Origin of the sequence: Variovorax paradoxus (genome assembly GCF_030815855.1) — a bacterium.
GTDB lineage: Bacteria > Pseudomonadota > Gammaproteobacteria > Burkholderiales > Burkholderiaceae_C > Variovorax > Variovorax paradoxus_M.
In genome coordinates, this window is record NZ_JAUSXG010000001.1 from 519,492 (window position 1) to 540,472 (window position 20,981).

At 66.1% G+C, this 20,981-nt stretch carries 18 protein-coding genes; 9 read left to right on the forward strand and 9 right to left on the reverse strand.

What is annotated here, in order from left to right:
* The first annotated feature begins 25 nt into the window (after positions 1–25).
* From motA to cheZ, 9 genes are read left to right on the forward strand one after another with little or no spacing between them, the layout of a single operon-like run.
* Positions 26–886, forward strand: a complete 861-nt coding sequence (gene motA, locus QFZ42_RS02470) for a flagellar motor stator protein MotA (RefSeq protein WP_307699427.1) — start codon at positions 26–28, stop codon at positions 884–886.
* Positions 887–907: 21 nt separating this feature from the next.
* Complete coding sequence (motB, locus tag QFZ42_RS02475; RefSeq protein WP_307699428.1) at positions 908–1,858, forward strand: flagellar motor protein MotB; 951 nt, start codon at positions 908–910, stop codon at positions 1,856–1,858.
* A gap of 41 nt (positions 1,859–1,899) precedes the next feature.
* A complete protein-coding gene (gene cheA, locus QFZ42_RS02480; protein ID WP_307699429.1) occupies positions 1,900–3,966 on the forward strand; it encodes a chemotaxis protein CheA in 2,067 nt (688 codons plus the stop codon).
* A 27-nt stretch (positions 3,967–3,993) separates the two neighbouring features.
* Positions 3,994–5,307, forward strand: a complete 1,314-nt coding sequence (locus QFZ42_RS02485; protein WP_307699430.1) for an EAL and HDOD domain-containing protein — start codon at positions 3,994–3,996, stop codon at positions 5,305–5,307.
* Between the two features lie 2 nt (positions 5,308–5,309).
* Positions 5,310–6,134 (forward strand): CheR family methyltransferase, encoded by an 825-nt coding sequence (locus tag QFZ42_RS02490; protein WP_307699431.1) that lies wholly within the window; start codon positions 5,310–5,312, stop codon positions 6,132–6,134.
* A complete protein-coding gene (gene cheD / locus QFZ42_RS02495; protein WP_307699432.1) occupies positions 6,131–6,772 on the forward strand; it encodes a chemoreceptor glutamine deamidase CheD in 642 nt (213 codons plus the stop codon). Before QFZ42_RS02490 ends, cheD begins: the two co-directional genes overlap by 4 nt.
* On the forward strand, positions 6,769–7,848 hold the full coding sequence (locus tag QFZ42_RS02500; RefSeq protein WP_307699433.1) for a protein-glutamate methylesterase/protein-glutamine glutaminase: 1,080 nt from the start codon (positions 6,769–6,771) through the stop codon (positions 7,846–7,848). The genes cheD and QFZ42_RS02500 overlap by 4 nt, the downstream gene beginning before the upstream one ends.
* 30 nt (positions 7,849–7,878) lie before the next feature.
* Positions 7,879–8,274 (forward strand): chemotaxis response regulator CheY, encoded by a 396-nt coding sequence (cheY, locus tag QFZ42_RS02505; protein WP_307704152.1) that lies wholly within the window; start codon positions 7,879–7,881, stop codon positions 8,272–8,274.
* A 1-nt stretch (position 8,275) separates the two neighbouring features.
* Positions 8,276–8,944 carry a protein phosphatase CheZ gene (gene cheZ / locus QFZ42_RS02510; RefSeq protein WP_307699434.1) on the forward strand — a complete coding sequence of 223 codons (669 nt, stop codon included), beginning with the start codon at positions 8,276–8,278 and terminating at the stop codon, positions 8,942–8,944.
* A 15-nt stretch (positions 8,945–8,959) separates the two neighbouring features.
* On the opposite strand, the gene QFZ42_RS02515 is transcribed toward cheZ, so the two are convergent.
* The 9 genes from QFZ42_RS02515 to flhB form a co-directional block, all read right to left on the reverse strand.
* Positions 8,960–9,811 carry a peptidoglycan-binding protein gene (locus QFZ42_RS02515; RefSeq protein WP_307704153.1) on the reverse strand — a complete coding sequence of 284 codons (852 nt, stop codon included), beginning with the start codon at positions 9,809–9,811 and terminating at the stop codon, positions 8,960–8,962.
* Positions 9,812–10,056: 245 nt separating this feature from the next.
* Positions 10,057–10,434, reverse strand: coding sequence for a hypothetical protein (locus QFZ42_RS02520; RefSeq protein ID WP_307699435.1), 378 nt, complete (start codon positions 10,432–10,434; stop codon positions 10,057–10,059).
* A gap of 559 nt (positions 10,435–10,993) precedes the next feature.
* A complete protein-coding gene (locus QFZ42_RS02525; RefSeq protein ID WP_307699436.1) occupies positions 10,994–12,814 on the reverse strand; it encodes an ATP-binding protein in 1,821 nt (606 codons plus the stop codon).
* Between the two features lie 61 nt (positions 12,815–12,875).
* The gene (locus QFZ42_RS02530; protein ID WP_307699437.1) at positions 12,876–13,595 is read right to left on the reverse strand and encodes a response regulator transcription factor; all 720 of its coding nucleotides are present in this window, start codon (positions 13,593–13,595) and stop codon (positions 12,876–12,878) included.
* A 115-nt stretch (positions 13,596–13,710) separates the two neighbouring features.
* Complete coding sequence (locus tag QFZ42_RS02535; protein WP_307699438.1) at positions 13,711–14,460, reverse strand: RNA polymerase sigma factor FliA; 750 nt, start codon at positions 14,458–14,460, stop codon at positions 13,711–13,713.
* On the reverse strand, positions 14,417–15,298 hold the full coding sequence (locus tag QFZ42_RS02540; RefSeq protein WP_307699439.1) for a MinD/ParA family ATP-binding protein: 882 nt from the start codon (positions 15,296–15,298) through the stop codon (positions 14,417–14,419). Before QFZ42_RS02540 ends, QFZ42_RS02535 begins: the two co-directional genes overlap by 44 nt.
* The gene (gene flhF, locus QFZ42_RS02545) at positions 15,295–17,676 is read right to left on the reverse strand and encodes a flagellar biosynthesis protein FlhF (RefSeq protein ID WP_307699440.1); all 2,382 of its coding nucleotides are present in this window, start codon (positions 17,674–17,676) and stop codon (positions 15,295–15,297) included. Before flhF ends, QFZ42_RS02540 begins: the two co-directional genes overlap by 4 nt.
* On the reverse strand, positions 17,673–19,760 hold the full coding sequence (gene flhA, locus QFZ42_RS02550; RefSeq protein WP_307699441.1) for a flagellar biosynthesis protein FlhA: 2,088 nt from the start codon (positions 19,758–19,760) through the stop codon (positions 17,673–17,675). The genes flhF and flhA overlap by 4 nt, the downstream gene beginning before the upstream one ends.
* A complete protein-coding gene (flhB, locus tag QFZ42_RS02555) occupies positions 19,757–20,899 on the reverse strand; it encodes a flagellar biosynthesis protein FlhB (RefSeq protein WP_307699442.1) in 1,143 nt (380 codons plus the stop codon). The genes flhA and flhB overlap by 4 nt, the downstream gene beginning before the upstream one ends.
* Positions 20,900–20,981 lie beyond the last annotated feature (82 nt).

Genomic DNA, 20,981 nt, shown 5'->3' on the forward strand with positions numbered 1-20,981 from the left:
GCCTCAAGGGCAGTAGGGGAAGCGCGTGCTCCTTTTGGTTGGTTATCTGGTGGTGATAGGCGCCGTGTTCGGCGGCTATGCGCTCATGGGCGGGCACTTCGGCGTGCTGTTCCAGCCCGTGGAGCTGCTGATGATCGGCGGCTCGGCGCTGGGCGCGTTCATTGCAGGCAACAACGGCAAGACGATCAAGTCGACCCTCAACGAGCTGCCGCTCCTGCTGCGCTCCTCCAAGCACAACCGGCAGCTCTACCTGGATCTGCTGGCGCTGCTCTATGAATTGCTGGCCAAGGCGCGCAAGGAAGGAATGATGAAGCTGGAGTCCGACGTGGAGGACCCGGCCAAGAGCGAGATCTTCGCCCGCTATCCCAACATCCTGGCCGACGCGCCCGTGATGGAGTTCCTGTGCGACTACCTGCGGCTGGTCATCAGCGGCAACACCGACGCATTCGAGATCGAAGCGCTGATGGACCACGAGATAGAGACCATCAAGCACGAAGCCGAAGTGCCCATGCACAGCCTTTCGCGCGTGGGCGACGCGCTGCCAGCGCTGGGCATCGTCGCGGCCGTGATGGGCGTGGTGCATGCGCTGGCCTCGGCCGACCTGCCGCCCTCGGAAATGGGCGCGCTGATTGCGCACGCGATGGTCGGCACGTTCCTGGGCGTGCTGATGGCCTACGGCTTCGTCTCGCCGCTGGCTTCGCTCATCGAGCAGAAGGTGGCCGAGAGCATGAAGATGTACCAGTGCACCAAGGTGACCCTGCTCGCAAGCTTGAACGGGTATGCGCCGCAGCTGGCGGTGGAGTTCGGCCGCAAGGTGCTGTTCTCGACCGAGCGGCCCAGCTTCACCGAGCTGGACAGCCACGTGCGCGAGGTCAAGGCCCGCTGACCTTCGGCGTGGAACATTGCCATGAGCACGGAAAAACACAGGGTTGTCGTCAAGCGCGTTGCCGCCCACGGTGGCGGTGGGCACGGCGGCGGCTGGAAGATTGCCTATGCCGACTTCATGACGGCCATGATGGCGTTCTTTCTCGTGATGTGGCTGTTGTCCAATGCGTCGCCCAAGCAGCGTGAAGGCATTGCGGAGCACTTTCGCATGCCGCTGAAGGTGGCCATCAGCGGCGGCGAGAAAAGCAGCACCAGCGAGAGTGTGGTTCCGGGCGGCGGCATGGACCCGAGCACGCGTTTCGACGGCGAGGTCCAGCGTGCCGACGCCGAAGAAGACGCCGATGCGGAGCGCCTGGCCAGCATGAAGGACCGGCTCGACAAGCTCATCGAGAACAGCCCGGCCTTCAAGCAGTTCCGCTCGCAGATCCTGATCGACATCACGACCGAGGGGCTGCGCCTGCAGATCGTCGACAGCGAGAACCGCCCGATGTTCGACCTGGCCAGCGCGCAGCTGGTGCCGCACATGCGCGCCATCCTGCGGGAGATCGGCCCGACGCTCAATGAGCTGCCGAACAAGATCACCTTGTCGGGGCATACCGACGCCATCGTCTACACCAACGGAGACCGCGCCTACGGCAACTGGGAGCTGTCCGCCGACCGGGCCAACGCCTCGCGGCGCGAACTGGTGGTGGGCGGCATGGCGGAGAACAAGGTGCTGCGCGTGGTCGGGCTGGCCGACAGCATGCATCTGGACAGGAGCAACCCGCGCAACCCGATCAACCGGCGCATCAGCATCATCCTGCTCAACCACCGCACCCAGCACCAGATAGAGCGCGAGAACAGCGGAAGCGGCAATGCCGCGAGCTGGCCCGCCAAGTTACAGCCGTCGGCTTCGCCGCTGCTGCCCGCCCAGGGCGTCAAGGTCACGGCCAGGGGGAGCGCCGGCGGCGGCGCACCCGCAGAGCACCCATAGAAATTGATGCCGGCCCTACAGCACGCCGGTTCGGAGCAACGATGGATCTCAGTCAGTTCACCCAGGCATTTTTTGTCGAAGCCGTCGAGCTTCTGGCGCAGATGGAGCAATTGCTTCTCGAGCTGGACGCCGACGCGCCCGACAGCGAGCAGCTCAACGCCATCTTCCGCGCGGCGCATTCCATCAAGGGCGGCGCGGCCACGTTCGGCTTCGTTGCGCTGACCGATACGACGCACCTGCTTGAAACCCTGCTCGACCGCGCGCGCCACGGCCAGCTGAACCTGAGCCGCTCGATGATCGATGCATTTCTGGAAACGAAGGACGCCTTGCAAGAACAACTGATTGCCTATCAGGCCGAGAACGAACCCGATCCCGAAATGGTTGCCCACATCTGCGGCGTGCTTCGGCAACTCGCGCTGGAGACGGACGGCGCCGCAGCCGCTGCTCCGCCACCCACGCCCGCGCCGGTGGTGGTTGCCGCCCCCGTTGTTGCCGCTGCGGCCGCAGCGGGCCACGACGCGCTGCGCATCAAGTTCTCGCGCCTTTCCGACAGCGAATGCGACCTGCTGGCCGACGAGCTCGGAAACCTCGGCAAGCTGCTGTCGCGCACGCGCAGCAACGACCAGCTGACGGTGGTGCTCGAAACCACCTGCGCACCGGACGACATCATTGCCGTGTGCTGCTTCGTCATCGACGAATCGCAGATCGAGATCACGCCGGAAGCCGCCGCTGCAGCGGGCGCGGACAGCGCTGCGAGCACGGCTAGCGCGCCGCCCGCCGCAGCGGTGGCGGCCGCACTGGCCGCCCCGGCAGTGGCCCGGCCTGCCGCGGCACCCGCAGGCGCAGCCGCCAAGCCTGCAGCCGCGGGCGCGGCAACGGCTGCGAAGGACTCGAGTTCGATCCGCGTGGACGTGGAGAAGGTCGACCAGCTCATCAACCTGGTGGGCGAACTCGTCATCACGCAATCGATGCTGACGCAGGCCGCCACCATGCTCGACCCGGTGGAATGCGAGCGCTTCCTGAGCGGCCTGGGCCATCTGGAGCGCAACGCGCGCGACCTGCAGGAGTCGGTCATGTCGATCCGCATGATGCCGATGGACTATGTGTTCAGCCGATTTCCGCGCGTGATCCGCGACGTGAGCGCCAAGCTCGGCAAAGAGGTTCGCCTGGACACCTTCGGCAAGGAAACCGAGCTCGACAAGGGCCTGATCGAACGCATCATCGATCCGCTCACGCACCTGGTGCGCAACAGCCTCGACCACGGCATCGAGACGCCGTCGCAGCGCATTGCCAAGGGCAAGGAGGCCGAAGGGCAACTGCTGCTGTCGGCCCAGCATCACGGCGGCAACATCGTGATCGAAGTGAGCGACGACGGTGCCGGCCTCAACCGCGAAAAGATCCTGGCCAAAGCCATGCAGCAGGGGCTGCCCGTTTCCGAGACCATGCCCGACGACGAGGTGTGGCAGCTGATCTTCGCGCCGGGCTTCTCCACGGCCGAGCAGGTCACCGACATCTCGGGCCGTGGCGTGGGCATGGACGTGGTCAAGCGCAACATCCAGGAGATGGGCGGGCATGTCGAGATCAGCTCGCGCGAGGGCTGGGGCACCACCACGCGCATCGTGCTGCCGCTCACGCTGGCCATCCTGAACGGCATGTCGGTCAAGGTCGGCAGCGAGGCCTACATCCTGCCGCTGAGCTACGTGATCGAGTCGCTGCAGCCACGGCCCGAGCACCTGCATTCGATCACCAGCGACGGCCACGTGATCAAGGTGCGGGGCGAATACCTGCCGCTCATCGAGCTGCACAGCGTATTCGACGTGTCGGGCGCCCAGACCGATCCGACCCAGGGCATCCTGGTGATCGTGCAGGCCGACGAGACGCGCTTTGCGCTCCTGATCGACGAACTGCTGGGCCAGCACCAGGTGGTGGTGAAGAACCTGGAGACCAACTACCGCAAGGTTCCGGGCATCTCGGCCGCGACGATCCTGGGCGACGGCAGTGTGGCTTTCATCATCGATGTGGACGCCATGCCGCGCATCCAGCGCGCGCATGCGACGCGCACCACCGCCCTGGCGCATGCAGCCCGGATGGACCCGGTTGCCGCCTGACAACGATCACCCTACGGAGACGATGCAATGCGTTTTGATTTTTTCCGGCGCTCCAACGCCGAAGAAACCGCGGCGGCCGGACAGTCGAAAGACTTGACGGCCTTGCGCAATGCAGACGGCTATGTCGCCTACACCCTGCTGCTGGATGCACAGAAGCGCGTTGCAGGCTACAAGCTCAGCTGGCGCTCGGCAGCCAAGCCCGAAGAGGCGCCCGACGCGATCACGCAGTTCAAGGCCTTGGTGGCCTGCGTGACCGAGCACCTCAATCCGCCGGACACCCCCTGGCAACTGGGGCGCAGCGAATTGTTCTTCGACGTGAATGCGGAATCGCTGGCACACGGCGCGCTGCAATCGCTGCCGCCCGAATACACCGTCTTCTGCGTGGAGCTCGCCGATTTTGCGATCGAGGAGCTTCGGCCGGTGCTGCTGTTCCTTCGCGAGCAGGGGTTCAGCTTCATGCTGCGCGGCGCCACGGCGCTGCCCGAGGACCACGAGCTGCTTGGGATGGTGACCCACTTCGACGTGGGCGGCGGAGACGCCATGCTCGTCGCGGCGGCCCGGCGCGGCGAGCAGCCCGACCACATGCCCGTTCAGCCGATCGCCACGCGCATGGCCTCGTGGAAAGATTTCGATGCATGCGCCGCGCGCCGCATCGACGTGTTCGTCGATGCGAGCTGCGGCGCGCCGCCCGCCGCCAACACCGGCAGCCGCACGCTGCAGCCGGAATCGGTGCTGATCATGCGGCTGCTGCAGATGATCCAGCGCAACGAAGACCTGCGCGAGATCGAAGCCGCCCTCAAGCGCGACGCAGCGCTCACCTACAGGCTGCTGCGGCACATGAATTCGCCCGCCGTGGGTGCCGGCGTCGAGATTCATTCGCTGCACCATGCGGTGACGATGCTCGGCTATTCGCCGCTGTTCCGCTGGCTGTCGATGCTGCTGGCAACGAGCAATCCCACGGGCAGTCCGCCTTTCATGATGAAGAAGGCCATCATGCGCGGCCGCTTCGTCGAGCTGATGGGCGAAATCATGCTGCCGAAGGGCGAGTCGGACAACCTCTTCGTGGTCGGCATGTTCTCGCTGATCGACCAGCTGCTGGGCATCCCGATGGAAGAGGTGCTGAACAAGGTGCAGCTTTCCGATTCGGTCCAGCAAGCCATCCTTGCGCGCCAGGGCGTGTACGGCCCCTTCCTTTCGCTGGCCGAGGCCTGCGAGTCGAACACCGGCGATGCGGCGCGCCTGTCGGAGTCCCTTCTGCTGAGCGCCGACCAGGTCAACGCCGCACACCTTTCCGCACTGGCCTGGTCGCAGGACGCGGTGCCGGCCGAAGCGGCGCATTGAGCATGAACGCCTCCGAATTTCTCTTTACCGACGGCGATTTCTCCCGGATCCGCACGCTCATTCATCGCCGCGCCGGCATCGCGCTCGGCGAGCACAAGCGCCAGATGGTGTACAGCCGGCTTTCGCGCCGCCTGCGCGACCTGGGCATTCCCCAGTTCTCGACCTACCTGGGCCTGCTGGAAGACAGCCGCGACGGCGACGAGTGGCAGCTGTTCATCAATTCGCTGACGACCAACCTGACCTCGTTCTTCCGCGAAGCGCATCACTTTCCGGTGCTTGCGGACCTGGCGCGCAAATGCACCCAGCCCATCACCGTCTGGTGTGCGGCCGCATCGACCGGCGAAGAACCCTACTCGATCGCGATCACGCTGATGGAGGCACTCGGCGAGCGAGCGAGCAGCGCACGGGTGATCGCCACCGACATCGACACCTCGGTGCTGGCCAAGGCCTCGGCCGCCGTGTTCACCGCGGAGCAGGTCAACCGGCTATCTCCCGACCGCCTGCGGCGCTTTTTCAACAAGGGCACGGGTGCGAACGCGGGCAAGGTGCGGGTGCGCCCCGAGGTGGCCGCCATGGTCAAGTTCTCGCGGCTCAACCTGCTCGATGCGTCGTGGCCGGTGAAAGAGCCCGTGGATGCGATCTTCTGCCGCAACGTGATGATCTATTTCGACAAGCCCACGCAGAAGAAACTGCTGGACCGCTTCATCCCGCTGCTGAAGCCGCACGGGCTGCTGTTCGCCGGCCACTCCGAGAACGCCTCGCTGGTCAACCCGGCGTTCAAGACGATGGGACAGACGGTCTACACGAAGAGCAAGGCCGCTGCATGAGCCCGAACCTGCTTCGCGAGCGGGGTTTCCAGCCGGCGGCCGTGCCGGGCTCGGTGGCCAGCCACCACTACTTCGACCGCGACTTCGACTGCACCGCGGTCAAGCTGCTGCCCGCCGAGTACTACGTGACCGACGCCGGCATCCTGCTGACCACGGTGCTGGGCTCCTGCGTGGCGGCCTGCATCACCGACATGGAAGCCGGCGTGGCGGGCATGAATCATTTCATGCTCCCGGACGATGCCGAGGCGGATGCATGCGACCAGGTCGAGTCGATGCGCTACGGCGCCTACGCCATGGACGTGCTGATTGCCGAGCTGCTGCGCGCGGGGGGAAGGCGCGAACGTCTGCGGGCCAAGGTCTTCGGCGGCGCCGCGGTGCTGGCCAACATGACCATGCTCAACATCGGCGGGCGCAACGCCGATTTCGTGCTGCGCTACCTCGAGAAACAGCGCGTCACCGTCGCCGCGCAGGACTTGCGCGGCCTGCACGCGCGCCGCGTGTGCCTGCTGCCTGCCGCCGGCAAGGCGGTGGTGCGCAAGCTGCGCGCGCAAGCCGATATCCAGGCGGTCCAGCACGACGAAGGCGAGCTGCTGCGCAAATGGTCTGCCACGTATGGCAAGGGGAGTTGGGTCGCATGAAGAAGATCAAGGTACTTTGCGTCGACGATTCGGCGCTGATTCGCAGCGTGATGACGGAGATCATCAACAGCCAGGCCGACATGACGGTGGTCGGCACCGCGGCGGATCCGCTTCAGGCGCGCGACCTCATCAAGGTGACGAACCCGGATGTGCTCACGCTCGACGTCGAGATGCCGCGCATGGACGGGCTGGAGTTTCTCGAGAAGCTCATGCGCCTGCGCCCCATGCCCGTCGTCATGGTCTCGTCGCTGACCGAGCGCGGCTCGGAAATCGCGCTGCGCGCGCTGGAACTGGGCGCGATCGACTTCGTGACCAAGCCGCGGCTGGGCGTGCGCGACGGCCTCATGCAGTACACCGAAATCATCGCGGGCAAGATCCGCACGGCCGCCGCGGCCCGGTTGCTGCCGAGCCGGCACGCCGCGTCGGCGAAGGGTGCGCCGGACAGCCCGCAGGAACCGATGCTGCGCAGCCCGCTGCTGAGCACCGAGAAGCTCATCATCATCGGCGCTTCCACGGGCGGAACGGAAGCCATCCGCGAGGTGCTGCTGCCGCTGCCGCCGGACGCGCCGGCCGTGCTCATTGCGCAGCACATGCCGGCCGGCTTCACGCGGTCCTTCGCGCAGCGCCTGAACGGCCTGTGCCGCATCACGGTGAAGGAGGCCGAGCATGGCGAGCGCGTGCTGCCGGGCTATGCCTACATCGCGCCGGGCGGCTTTCATCTTTCGCTCAGCCGCAGCGGCGCCAACTACGTGGCCCAGCTGAACGAGGAGCCGCCGGTGAACCGCCATCGTCCGTCCATCGACGTGCTCTTCGACTCGGCTGCGCGGCATGCCGGCAAGAACGCGATCGGAATGATCCTGACGGGCATGGGCAAGGACGGCGCCGAAGGGCTGCTGCGCATGAAGCAGGCCGGCGCCTACACCTTCGCCCAGGACGAGGCCAGCTGCGTGGTCTTCGGCATGCCGCGGGAAGCCATTGCATTGGGTGCCGTTGACGACGTGGCGCCGGTAGGAGAGATGGGGCGCCGCGTGCTGGCCCATCTGCGCACCTTCGGCGAACGTGCGAACCGGGTTTGAAAACGAACTGTTGGAGTTGGAAAAATCGTGATCGATAAGAGCATCAAAATTTTGGTTGTGGACGACTTCCCGACCATGCGGCGCATCGTGCGCAACCTGTTGAAGGAACTCGAGTTCCTCAACGTCGACGAGGCGGAAGACGGCGCGGCCGGCCTTGAGAAGCTGCGCGGCGGCAACTTCGGCTTCGTGGTTTCGGACTGGAACATGCCCAACATGGACGGCCTGACCATGCTGCAGACCATTCGCGCCGACCCCGAGCTCGGCAAGCTGCCGGTGCTCATGGTCACGGCCGAGGCCAAGAAGGAAAACATCATCGCGGCCGCGCAGGCCGGCGCCAACGGCTATGTGGTCAAGCCCTTCACGGCGGCCACGCTCGAAGAGAAGATCAACAAGATCTTCGAGAAGCTCCAGAAAGAGGCGGCCTGAAATGACACACGCTGCGCTCGAACCCGCGGAGCATGGGAATACAGCCGAAGAGTTGCTCGGGCGCATCGGGCAACTGACCCGGCAACTGCGCGAAGGCCTGCGCGAGCTGGGGCTCGACAAGCAGGTGGCCAAGGCGGCGCAGGCTATTCCCGATGCGCGCGACCGCCTAGGCTACATCGCCTCGATGACCGAACGGGCGGCGCACCGCGCCCTCAACGCCATCGACCTCGCGCAGCCCTTGCAGGAAGACCTCGCCACGCATGCCAAGGGGCTGAGCCGGCGCTGGGACGAATGGTTCGCGAACCCGGTCGAACTCGACCATGCGCGCCAACTGGTCATGGACACGCGCGGCTACCTGCAGGATGTGCCGCAGAAGGCCGGCGCGATCAACACGCAGCTGATCGAGATCCTGATGGCGCAGGACTTCCAGGACCTGACCGGCCAGGTCATCAAGAAGATGATGGAAGTGGTCAACGACGTGGAGACGCAGTTGCTCCAGGTGCTGATCGACAATTCGCACCTCGAAAAGCATCTTGAGAAGAGTCTCGAGAAGCGCCAGGAAACGGAAGCCAGCAGTTTGCAGAACGGCCCGCAGGTGGTTGCGGGCAATCCCGATGCTGTAACGGGCCAGGCCCAGGTCGATGACCTGCTGGAGAGCCTGGGGTTCTAGGTCCGGGGGGCGGGCCTACTTTCCTCTGCGATTTGACGCAGAAGGCGCCGAAGTCGACGAAGGCGCCGCCCCGCCATCCACGCCCAGGCGCCCACCGCCGCCGAGGCCCTGGCCGCGTACCGTCTGCGCCTTGTAGCTGCGCAGCGACCTGACCATCTGATTGAAGGAGTCCATGAACGCAGCGGCAATCACCTTGCCCTGTGGCGTGCGCGTGTAGCCACCGATGCCGCCGGCGGCGGAGAGGCCGCTCAGATTGGCAAAGCCCGCAAAGTCGGTCTTGGACGCACTGCCTTCGGCCGCCGCCACCTGCACGCCCGAGCGGTTGTCGATAAGGGTCAACAGTGCGCTGGCTTCCTTTGTCTGCAAGCTTGCGCCCAGTTTGGCAATGGCGAGGCCTCGTCCTCCACCCACCAACCCACCCAGCGCACCGCCGAGACCGCCGGCATCGCTGTTGCTGAACACGATCTCGGGCGACAGGCCGTAGTCGGAGGCCACCATCTGGCCGCGTCCGAAATTGCTGCCACCGCGCATTTCGCCCGACTGCTGCAGCGCGCGCTCGCGCGTCATGGCGTTCATGCCGGCCGCACCGCGCTCGACCACCACGAAGCAGTTCGATTGCTGCACCAGGAGGCGCAGCAGGTTGGCCGTGGGTGGCAGGCGGTATTCGCCGGTGAGCACGGTGTACCAGCCCGCATTGACGTTCTCGACCAGCGAGACGGTGCCGAGCGGCGAGTCGCAGCGCTCGAGGGCGCTGCTTTCGCCGGAGGCGGCCGAGCCGGCCGCGCTGCCGGTGGCCACCGTCTTGGCGGATGGGCTGCCCATCTGCATGTCGAGAGCGGGCATGTTCTGGCAGCCTGCCAGAACCATGAGCCCGGCCACCGCCGTGACTGTCGCAAATCTTGCGCATCGGCCCCGCTTGTCGAGCTTGGGGTCTGCGGGCCTCGGTTGCTGCAGCAGCGAATTCTGCGAGTTTGAAAACGGCAGGTGCGCCGTATCCATGGGTTTTTTCATGTGTGCTTTCACCTGTTCATCGGCAAAACGCCGAGATCCATGTGCAGACGACGAAGGTCCGCAGGCGTGTATTTCAGCCATGGTTGCAGCGGTTTCGACGGCTACTTCGGCGTGTAGGTCATCTTGATCCGCTCTGTTGTGAACTCGGGCCGGGAGTCTTCAGGACGGGTATGGATCTTGAGCAACTGACCCCGGTACGGTCCCTCGGCGGCGACCCATGTGGTGAAGATCGTGACGAAGGCTGCTGCGCCCGTACCTGTTGTTTGCTTGTTCGTGAACTTGCAAGCATCGAAGGCGCCCATTGCCGTTTGCAAGGCTTCCCGGCCGACGTAGGTCAAGTCCCGCGATACCGGGTACTCGCTCTCGATTTTTGACCCGTCCACCGTGCTGGCGGCAACAGTCTTGATCTTGTAGCTGCCGCTTGCCACTTGCCCCGGCTGCATGTCCACGGGGCCGGCCACGGGTGGATCGAACGTCACCGTGATGATCTGGGTCGCGACTTGTGCAATCGACCCGTACGAGATCACGTCGCCATTGACCAGGTCGTGGTAATTTTTCGGCGGCGGGCGATGGGTTGCCGGCGGTATCGTGGGGTTGGACCTTGACGGTCACAGGCGTGGCGCCAGCGAACGACTTGCGTTCGCCAACTGTTTCGACGGTGTGGTTCACCGTGGGAGATTGCCCGGAAATCGTCGTTCGTTCTTCGTAATCCCGCACGGTCCCGGCATGGAAATCCGCTTCGTTCGTACAGGGGGCCGAGCTGGTTGCCGATGCCGGCGCAGGCGCTGGCGCCGGTGGCGGCGAAGGGAGCGGTGCGGGCGCCGGAGCAGACGGGAAGGGCAGGATCGGAGATCCGCCGCCACCGTTGCCCCCGCCTCCTCCCCCGCATGCCGCCAATGTCGCCGTGATGGCGACCGCCATCGCTCCGATGGCCCACGGATTTCTCTGCATACGACCTCCCTGTTGTTTGTCAAAAAGGCCGGGATCCGGCCCGATGCAAATTTAGGAGAAGGCAGGGACGACCTCTAGTGTCTAAAGTCACCTGTTGCGCTCATGCAAACGCTGGGAGTCTGCAGACGCGAGCTCAGCCATGGTTTGCAGGAGCGTCGCCGCGCTCACAGGCTTGAACAGCACAGGTACGCCCGAGGCGCGCACATGCTGCAGCCGCTCGGGCGCGGTTTCGCCCGTGATCAGAAGCAGCGATGCATCCGGCTGAAAGCATTCGCGCAGGCGCAGGCCGACGTCGAGCCCGTCGACCCCTTCGGCCAACCGGTAGTCGCACAGCAGCAGTGCGAACGGCTTCGCCTGTGCATCGGGATGCGTCAACACCTCGACTGCGGCGGCTTCGTCGGCTACGGCCACGATATCGAGGGAATAGGCATGCAGCAGCACCGTCATGGCTTGCCGGATCTCGGACTCGTCGTCGATCAGCAAGATGCGGCCGCGCAAATCAGGCACCGCGAAGCGATGGCGCACGGGCGATTCGAGATCGCGGAGCAAGAGATCCGTGGGCGAGTCCGGTGATGCCTCGGCCATCGGCACCCGCAGGCGAAAGCGTGTGCCGCGGCCTGGGCGCGAGCGCACTTGCACCGGATGGTCGAGCAGCTGGGACAGGCGCTGCACGATCGACAACCCGATGCCCAGGCCTCGGGAGCGATCGCGCCCCGGATTGCCGATTTGATAGAACTCCTCGAAGATGCGGTCCAGCTGCCCGGGCGGAACACCGATGCCGGTGTCCCGCACCTCGATCCAGACAAGATTTCCACGCGGAAGTGCCGTGACGGTCACGCCGCCGTGTCGCGTGTATTTCAACGCGTTGTCGACAAGATTGGAGAGCATGCGATACAGAAGTTGCGGGTCGCTGCGCACCCACAGTCCGCTGGCGCGAATGCGCAACTGCAAATTCTTCTGGTCTGCCTGCGCCGAGAAGGTGTGATTGAGCGGACGAAACAGCGCGTCGAGTTCCAGGTCACATGGCTCGGGCACCACCACTCCCGCATCGAGACGGGAAACATCGAGCATGGTGTTCAGCGACGCACCCAGGGTGTCGACCGCCCGCATCAGGCGCTCGGCGTTTTCCCCTTCGGGGCGGTTGTGCAGGGCATTCTCCAGGGCTGCGCCGAACAATGCGATGGCGTGCATCGGTTGACGCAGGTCATGGCTGGCGGTGGCCAGGAAGCGGGTCTTCTCGGCACTGGCACGTTCGGTTGCGGCGATTTGCTCGCTCAGGCGAGCGGCCAGGGCCTCGTTCTCGAAACGCAGGATCAGCGATTCGGTCAACCGCCTGTTTTCTTGCAAGCCGGCGCGAAGGGTGAGTACCAGGTTGGCAATTCCGAATGCGGCGAGGAACCAGTTCAGAGCGCTGCCGTGCCAGAGCAGGGCCGCGATAAGGCCTGTCATCATGGGGATGCCATATCCGAACATGGCCGGCTTCAGAGGCCATCGCGCCTGCACCGCGCGTGTCCAGCTGCCGATGATCACCACCGTGAACACGGTGGTCATGACCAGATCCGTCGTCGACACAAAGAGCAAGGGCGCCGGAGCCGTCGCAACACTGACCATCGTGACCAGACGAGCGTACTTGCGCGCCCAATAGGGGCTGTCGGATATCGGCGTGCCAGGGGTCCAGCGCGGCGTCAGCAACGCGTACAGGTCTACCGCCGCAAGAACGAGCAGCCAGTACAGCAGCCATTGATGGTTGAGGCGCGAGTAGCTGAAGACGGCCAGCGCGGCTGCAAAACCGAAATGGGCCAGAACCGCCGTGCTGTGGCCGGCGTAGACCGAAGCCACGTGCTCGCGCAGTATGCGCAGGCCGAGCGCGGCGTCGACAGCCAGGTGTTGCGACACGATCTTGCTCATCGAATTGCCTCCCCGCAGGAGTTGTCTCCTGGATATTCGTATTTCGCCTGCGTAGCCGGGCTTATCGCAAGCTACTGATCAATTGCGCGCGCGAGCGGACACCGAACAGCAAGAGAATCGTCGACACGTAGTTCTTCACCGTGCCTTCGGCAAGCGCTGCCGCCTCGGCGATCTCCTTGTTGGTCTTGCCTTCCAGCACCCACTGAAGCACCTGTACCTGCCGCGGCGCAAGCGCCTGCCAGGCGCGGCGGTGGGCGGGTTTCTCGGGGGAGGTGAATGCGGTTGAAAGGTGAGGCAAACCATCGACCGCGTCGCTCCCGAGCAATCCGCAGGCCCGGATGAAGCTCACCACTTCCTTGAGGTTTGTCGACTTGGGAATGAAGGCTCTGGCACCCAAGGCCAGCGCGCCCTGCGCAATCGTGCTCTGAGCGAGCGAGGTGCCGGAACCGGAAAGAACCACGATGCGGGCCGCGGGGTAACGGGCATGAAATTCCACCAGACCGCTCAGGCCCTGGGTGTCGGGCAAGGCCAGGTCCAGCAGCACCAAGTCGACGGCACCCTGGGCTCTTTCATACAAGTCCATGGCCTCGGCGAGACTGCCGGCCTCCAAGACCTTGACCTCCGCCGCCTCGCCCGACGGAGAACACTGGGCCTGCAGCAGTGCCCGTACGCCCAGGCGTATCAGCTCATGATCGTCCACGACCAGAATGGCGCGTGGTCGCTGTACGTGCGCAGGAGCGCAGTGTTTTGGCGGGGAATGCTTCGACGCGTCGGGATTCACGCAGCGCAATTTAACGGTTTCGCGCAGAAAGGTAAGTGACGAAGGTCATTTTGTTCGTTAGCTCTTCGCCCATGAACAGAGAGGAGAGAAGAGAGGGGGCGAGACGCGCCTGATCCTAAAGCGAGTCCTTCAGCTTCGCGCGCAGCCGGCTGATCGCCTGGCTGTGCAGCTGGCACACGCGCGACTGGGTCACTTCCAGAATGGCGCCGATTTCGCGCAGGTTCAGTTCTTCCTCGTAGTACAGGTTCAGCAGCAGCTGGTCGCGCTTGGGCAGGGCGGTGATGGCGTCGACCAGTTCGTGCCGAAAGCCGGCTTCGAGCAGTTGCGCCAGCGGATCGTCGTCGGCGCTCGGGCGGCCGCTGCGCGCCTGGCGGTCGAGCCAGGGGTTGTCGGATTCGCCGTCCTGCGCAAAGTCTTCGACGTACAACAGCTGGCAACCCTGGATCTCCTGCAGCAGCGACTGGTAGTCGTCGAGGTCCATCTTCAGTTCCTTGGCGATCTCCCCTTCGGTGGCGGGCCGGCCCAGGCGGTGCTCCAGCGACTGGATCGCTTGTTCGACCTTGCGGGCCTGCTGGCGCAGGTTGCGCGAGCCCCAGTCGCTGGCGCGCAGTTCGTCGAGCATGGCGCCGCGGATGCGCTGGCTCGCAAAGGTTTCGAACTGCGCGCCGCGGTTGTCCTGGTAGCGGGTGGAGGCGTCCAGCAGGCCGATCATGCCGGCCTGGATCAGGTCGTCGAGCTCGACGCTGGCGGGCAGCTTGGCCAGCATCTGGAGCGCCATGCGGCGCACCATGGGCTGGTGCTGCTTCAGCAGGTGAGACTTCTCAATATTGCCCTGAGCGGTGTACACGGCCTTCCCTTTCCTCATGTGCTTGTTGCGGCGCCAGGGCCTCGGGCCGCCAGGGCGCCGGCTCCGCGTCGTGCGCGCGAACCGACGGGCGCCATGGCCACTGGGCAACGTCGGCGCCGATGACGCGGAAGTCCACCGCCGCCGGGCTGGCCGGAAACGCCTCCACGACGGTCTGGTGCAGGCGCCTTGCATCGTCCAGGTGCGGATCGGCGCGCACCCAGCCGGCGGCATGCATCGAAATCGCCAGGTAGCGGCTGCCCGTGTCGATCAGATTGGCCATGAGCCGCCGGGCCGCCTCGGGGTCGGCAACACCGTTGACCAGCAACCGCAGCTGGTGCAGCGCATGCGCGTAATGCAGCCGCTTGATGCCCGAGTAGGTGGCGGTGATTGACGCGGGGTTGGGCTGGAGCACCACGACGAGGTCGTCCGCCAGCCGCGCCAGCGGCGACAAGTGGCCGGCACTGTCGAGCGCAGCGTCGATCAGCACCACGTCGCCGTCCCAGAAAAGACGCGGGTCGACGTGGTCGGGCTGGCCGCCCGGCAGCGCCGGCAGCACGTTGACGCCGCACTCGGTGCGCGCGGCGGCGCCTTCGCAGGTCAACCGCCGGGTGGCGACGTCGGCCAGCGTTCCGAGCGGGTCGACAGCCCATGCGCCGCGAACCGAGTTCGCACCCACCTTGTGCTCGTCCAGCAGCAGCACGTCCTTGCCCATGTGGGCCAGGGCCGCGCCCAGGTTCATCGCCGCCGTGGTGGCGCCCTGGCGGCGTTCCATGCCCGCGATGGCGATGAGCCGCACGGACGATTGCGCGAGCAGTCGCCGCAGTCCGTCGGCTTGATCCGGCACCAGCTTGCTCACGTGTCCAGTGCCTCCAGCAGGAAGAACAGCTTGCCCATGCCTGCATACAGAACATTGCCCGAGAGCGGCCGGCCGGGCCGCACCGGCCGGCCGGTCAGCTGGCCCAGCAGCGCACGCGTGCGGCCGGCCCGATCGCCGTCGGCCTGCAGCAGCCGCCACACCGTGGTGGTGACCTGGCCGGCGATGAGCAGGCGCTTCATCATGTGCGGGTCGCCCGCCTCGCCGAGCCCGCCGATGACCGAGAGGCCCTGCCGCAGCAGGCGGAAGCAGGGCTCCGCTTCGGCGGCCCAGGCCTGCCATTGCGCAAGCTGCCGCACGGAAACTTCCTGGCTCACGTTGGAGAGCGCATAGCTCTGCGCCACCACCTTGCGGCTGCGTGGATCGGTGACGCGGGTCACGACGCAGCGCAGGCCGGGCGGGCCGCCGTCGGTGCGCAGCGTGATGCTGGCCTGGGCCTCCGACTGCAGCGCGGGGCGGCCTTTGAAGGTCACGGGCCGCTCTTCGCCGAACGAGAAGTCCAGGCCCGTGAGGGTGGCGTATTCGCCGGTGCGCGGGTCGATCACCGCGGTGGAGCCGGGTGCGCGCGCCATCCATTGCTGGCGCTGCACCTTCCACTGCAGCATGAGCTCGGCAGCCGGCAGCCTGGACAGCATGTGCACCACGGTCTTGCCGAAGTCCTGCTGGCGCAGCCACTGCACTTGCCGCACGCCGGGCCTGCGCGTGGGGTCGGCGGCATTGCGGGTCGCGCCCGTGGAGAGCCATTGGTTGGGTGCGGCCAGCGGCATGCCGTCGCGATCGGACAGCAGCAGGCTGCCATGGCATTGATAGGCGTCGCCGCCTTCGTCCGACTTGAGGCCGACCTGGCTCGACAGCGCCAGCAGATGGGTGTCGCAGCCGGTGGCGATCTCGCTCGTGGCGTGCGTCATGAGCGCCTGCAGCACCGCCTTGTGGCCGACGTTTTCGTCGGCGGCCTGGCGCCAGAGCGCGCGCGACTGCTCGAAGCCGAGCGGAGCGCTCGCAAGCGCCGCCGCGGCGGCTGCCACTTCCTGTGCGTCGTGCGCCATGGCGCGAATCAGCTGGCGGTAACGCAGCCGTTGCCGTTCGGCCTCGGCGTGCGCTTCGGACGCCGCGGCACTGGCCGCAGATCCGTCCTGCATGTCGCTTTCGCCGGGAACGAAGAGCGCGCTGCGGCTGTTGGCCTGGAACACGCTGTCCACCAGCTGGGCGCGGTCGGCGCGCATCAGGTTCTCGGGCACCTTCTGTCCGCTGGACACGTAGTGCACCGGCAGGCGGTGGCGGATCACGGTGTCGATCAGCGCGCCGGGATGGGTGGCCTCGTCGACCTTGGTGAAGATGCAGCCCGCCAGCTCGTTGCCGCCGCCATGCCGGTAGGCGTGCACCACTTCGTTGAGCGTGTCGCCGTGGCTCGCGGCATTGAGCAGCAGCAGCCGCTTCACGGGCCGCTGGCTGTTGCAGAACATCGCGATCTGGTCGGAGACGGCGCGGTCGCGCTGGCTCATGCCGACGGTGTCGATCAGCACCATGTGCTTGTCGCGCAGGTCTTGCAGCACCAGGTGCAGGTCGGCCGCGTCTTTTACGGCGTACACCGGCACATTGAGGATCTGGCCGTAGATGCGCAGTTGCTCGTAAGCACCGATCCGGTAGCTGTCGGTGGTGACCAGCGCCAGCTTCTCGGCGCCGAAGCGCATCACGCAGCGCGCGGCGAGCTTGGCCGTGGTCGTGGTCTTGCCCACGCCGGTCGGCCCCATGAGGGCATAGACGCCGCCTTGCGCCAACAGCGCGTCTTCGTCGTCATGCACCGGAAGGGTCCGGATCAGTTCGGAGCGCACGAAGGCCATGCCCTGGGCATAGCTCTGGCCCGTGGGCAGGTGCTCCAGCATGGCCTTGGAGAGCCGCGCGCTGAAGCCGGCGCCGAGCAGCGTGCGCAGCAGGCGGCCGCGCATCGGGTCGCGGCGCTGCTTGTCGTTCCAGACCACGCCGGCGAGCTGCTCTTCGATCATGCAGCGCATCGAGTGGAGCTCTCCGAGCACGCTCTCGGCTGCGACGGGGGCAGGCGCAGGCGCGGGGGCGGGCGCCGGGGTGAGCATGAAGGCGGATGCGGGGGCGACCACGGGGGCAGCTGCGGGAGCGGATACAGGAGCGGCTTGCGGCGCAGCCTGCGCGGCGGGCGCGCTCGCACGCACTTCTTCCACATCGTCCGGTGCCATGGCGACGATCTCCACGCCTTCGGCAACCACGCGGTTGGTCAGCACCATCGCTTCGGCGCCGAGCGCTTCGCGCGCAAGGCGCAGGGCTTCCCGGCTGGTCGGGGCGACGAACTTGCGTGCGCTGGTCCGCACGTCGGTCTGGGTGTTCAAACTCTTCCTCCAATGGTGGCGGTGATCTTGATGTTGCGGGTATCAGGTATCTCGGCATGCGAGAGAACCTTGAGTTGGCGGAAGCTGCGGCGCAGAAAGCGCGAGAGCAGGACCCGCAGCGAATGCTGGACAACCAGCACCGGTGCGAGGCCGATCTGCTCCTGGCGCGCAATCGCGGCGCGGGTCTGTTGCATCAGGCTGTTGGCAAGGCCTGGCTCGATGCCGTTGTTGTTGGCGAGCGCCTGCTGCAGCACGCTGTCGAGCGCGCCGTCCAGGCCGATCACCTGCAGTTCGGAATCGCCTGGGAACAGCTGCTGCGTGATCGCGCGGCCAAGTGCCAGGCGCGTGAGCGAGGTGAGCTCGGCCGCGTCCTTCACGGTCGGCGCGTGCTCGGCCATCACGTCGAGAATCGTGCGCATGTCGCGGATCGGCACCTCTTCGTCGAGCAGGTTCTGCAGCACCTTGTGCAGCGTGCTCAGCGAGATGACCTTGGGCACCAGGTCTTCGGTGAGCTTGGGCGCGGTCTTGCCGATCTGGTCGAGCAGCTGCTGCACTTCCTGGCGGCCCAGCAGCTCGGCGGCATGGGTCTGAATCAGGTGGTTCAGGTGCGTGGCCATCACCGTGCAGGCATCGACCACCGTGTAGCCGAGCACCTGCGCCTCCTGGCGAAGGCTGGCGTCGATCCACACCGCGGGCAAATGGAAGGCCGGGTCTTGCGTCGGCGTGCCGGGCAGGGTGCCGGTCACCTGGCCGGGGTTGATGGCCATCCACTGGTTGGGGAAGGCTTCGCCGCGGCCGATCTCGACGCCCTTCAGGCTGATCACGTAGGTGTTGGGCGCAATCTCGAGGTTGTCGCGGATGTGCACCACCGGCGCCAGGAAGCCGATTTCCTGGGCGGTTTTCTTGCGGATGCTCTTGATGCGGCCCAGCAGTTCGCCGTTCTGCGTCTGGTCCACGAGCGGGATCAGCCGGTAGCCGACTTCCATGCCGAGCGGATCGACCAGCGCCACGTCGTCCCACGTGGCTTCGGGGGCTTCCACGGCCGGTGCGGCGGCGGCGTGGGCCGCGGCGGCTTGCTCGGCAGCGGCCTGCGGCGCGCGCTTGAGAATGCGCCGGCCCAGCCACACCAGGCCGCCCGCGATCAGCAGGAACGCCAGGTTCGGCATGCCGGGGATCATGCCCATCAGGCCGATGAGGCCGGCCGTGAGAAAGAGCACCTGCGGGTTGGAGAACAGCTGCCCCGTCAGTTGGCGGCCCACGTCTTCGTCGGTGGTCACGCGCGACACGATGACACCGGCGGCGGTGGAGATCACCAGCGCCGGAATCTGCGCCACCAGGCCGTCGCCGATGGCCAGCAGCGTGTAGGTCTTGCCGGCGCTGCCGAAGTCCAGCCCGTGCTGCACCATGCCGACCACCAGGCCGCCGATGATGTTGATGACCATGATCAGGAGGCCCGCCACGGCGTCGCCGCGCACGAACTTGCTGGCGCCGTCCATCGAGCCGTAGAAGTCGGCTTCCTGCGACACCTCGGTGCGCCGCTTGCGCGCCACGTCCTCGCCGATCAGGCCGGCGTTCAGGTCGGCATCGATTGCCATCTGCTTGCCGGGCATGGCGTCGAGCATGAAGCGCGCACCCACCTCGGCAATGCGCCCCGCGCCCTTGGTAATGACCATGAAGTTGATCAGCACCAGGATGATGAACACCATCACGCCGACGGCGAAGTTGCCGCCGACCAGGAAGTGCCCGAAGGCCTCGATGACCTTGCCCGCCGCATCCGGCCCCGTGTGGCCGTGCATCAGCACCACGCGCGTCGAGGCCACGTTGAGCGACAGCCGCAGCAGCGTGGAAAACAGCAGCACGGCGGGGAAGGCAGCGAAGTCCAGCGCCTTCATGGTGTACATGCTCACGAGCAGCACCATCACCGACATTGCGATGTTGAAGGTGAACAGCAGGTCGAGCAGGAAGGCCGGCAGCGGCAGCACCATCATGCTCAGGATGAGCACGATCAGCACCGGGCCGGCGAGCCCCTTCCATTGGGCTCCGGAGAACAGTTGCGCCTGCAGGCGGGTCAGCGTGGCGTTCATGCGGCGTTCAACGAGTATTCGAGCGATTCGGGAATCGGCAGGTCGACGGGCGTGCGCGGCGCTTCGCCGCCTTCGCTCTTCCAGCGCTTGAGCTGGTAGACCCAGGCCAGCACCTCGGCCACTGCGGTGTAGAGGCCGGCCGGGATTTCGTCACCGAGCCGGGTGTGCTTGAACAGCGCGCGCGTGAGCGGCGGCGCCTCGAGGATCGCGACGTTGTTTTCCCGTGCGAGCTCGCGGATGCGCGCGGCCACCAGGTCGCTCCCCTTGGCCACCACGCGCGGCGCGCGCATGTCGTTGTCGACATACTTGAGCGCCACGGCGAAGTGGGTGGGGTTGGTCACCACGATGTCGGCCTTCGGCACTTCGGACATCATTCGCCGGCGTGCCATCTGCTGTTGCTGGCGGCGGATCTGCGCCTTGACGTGCGGGTCGCCCTCGCTCTCCTTGTGCTCCTGGCGCAGGTCTTCGCGCGACATGCGCAGCTTGCGGTGGTAGCTCCACAGCTGGTAGGGCACATCGATGAGCGCCACCAGCAGCAGCGAGGCGGCAATGAGGGCGCAGTTGTGCGCCACCAGGCCGATCATCTGCGGCAGCGCGGCGCGCTCCGACTGCGCCATGAGCGCCGTGACCTCGTCCATGTTGTCCATGATCACCAGCCACGCCACGCCGCCGATCAGCAGCGATTTGGTCAGCGCCTTGATCAGCTCCGACAGGGCCTGCGTCGAGAACATGCGGCCGATGCCGGCCATCGGGTCGAGCTTGCTGAACTTGGGAGCGAGGGCCTTGGTCGACAGCAGCCAGCCGCCGAGCATCATCGGGGCGACTACGGCGGCGACCACCATCATGCCGAACAGCGGCGCGAGTGCGAGCAGCGCCTCGATCACGATGAGCCCAGCGCGGGCCATCATGTAGGAAGGGTCGAACGCCGCGGTCCGGTCGAAGTGCAGGCCCTGGGTCAGGGCGCCGCGCAAGGTGCCGCCGAGCGAGCCGGCCGTGAGCCACAGGCCGGCGACGGCCGTGCCCAGCATGACGAAGGTGACCAGCTCCCGCGACCGGGCGACGTCCCCTTCCTCGCGCGCCTTGTCAAGGCGCTGCGATGAGGCAGGTTCGGTTTTTTCGAGGTCGCTTTCTTCAGCCATTGATGCTCCGGGCGAGCGTTGGCGAGAGAACGCCTGCTCATGGCTGCTGATTGTTCGTTTTCAGGGCCCCGGACAATTGATC

Coding starts and splice junctions, on each gene's coding strand:
- cheA (WP_307699429.1), top strand. CDS start 1,900: ATGGATCTCAGTCAGTTCACCCAGGCATTTTTTGTCGAAGCCGTCGAG.
- QFZ42_RS02500 (WP_307699433.1), top strand. CDS start 6,769: ATGAAGAAGATCAAGGTACTTTGCGTCGACGATTCGGCGCTGATTCGC.
- motB (WP_307699428.1), top strand. CDS start 908: ATGAGCACGGAAAAACACAGGGTTGTCGTCAAGCGCGTTGCCGCCCAC.
- flhB (WP_307699442.1), bottom strand. CDS start 20,899: ATGGCTGAAGAAAGCGACCTCGAAAAAACCGAACCTGCCTCATCGCAG.
- QFZ42_RS02485 (WP_307699430.1), top strand. CDS start 3,994: ATGCGTTTTGATTTTTTCCGGCGCTCCAACGCCGAAGAAACCGCGGCG.
- cheD (WP_307699432.1), top strand. CDS start 6,131: ATGAGCCCGAACCTGCTTCGCGAGCGGGGTTTCCAGCCGGCGGCCGTG.
- flhA (WP_307699441.1), bottom strand. CDS start 19,760: ATGAACGCCACGCTGACCCGCCTGCAGGCGCAACTGTTCTCCGGAGCC.
- QFZ42_RS02515 (WP_307704153.1), bottom strand. CDS start 9,811: ATGGTTCTGGCAGGCTGCCAGAACATGCCCGCTCTCGACATGCAGATG.
- QFZ42_RS02535 (WP_307699438.1), bottom strand. CDS start 14,460: ATGAGGAAAGGGAAGGCCGTGTACACCGCTCAGGGCAATATTGAGAAG.
- QFZ42_RS02490 (WP_307699431.1), top strand. CDS start 5,310: ATGAACGCCTCCGAATTTCTCTTTACCGACGGCGATTTCTCCCGGATC.
- QFZ42_RS02525 (WP_307699436.1), bottom strand. CDS start 12,814: ATGAGCAAGATCGTGTCGCAACACCTGGCTGTCGACGCCGCGCTCGGC.
- cheZ (WP_307699434.1), top strand. CDS start 8,276: ATGACACACGCTGCGCTCGAACCCGCGGAGCATGGGAATACAGCCGAA.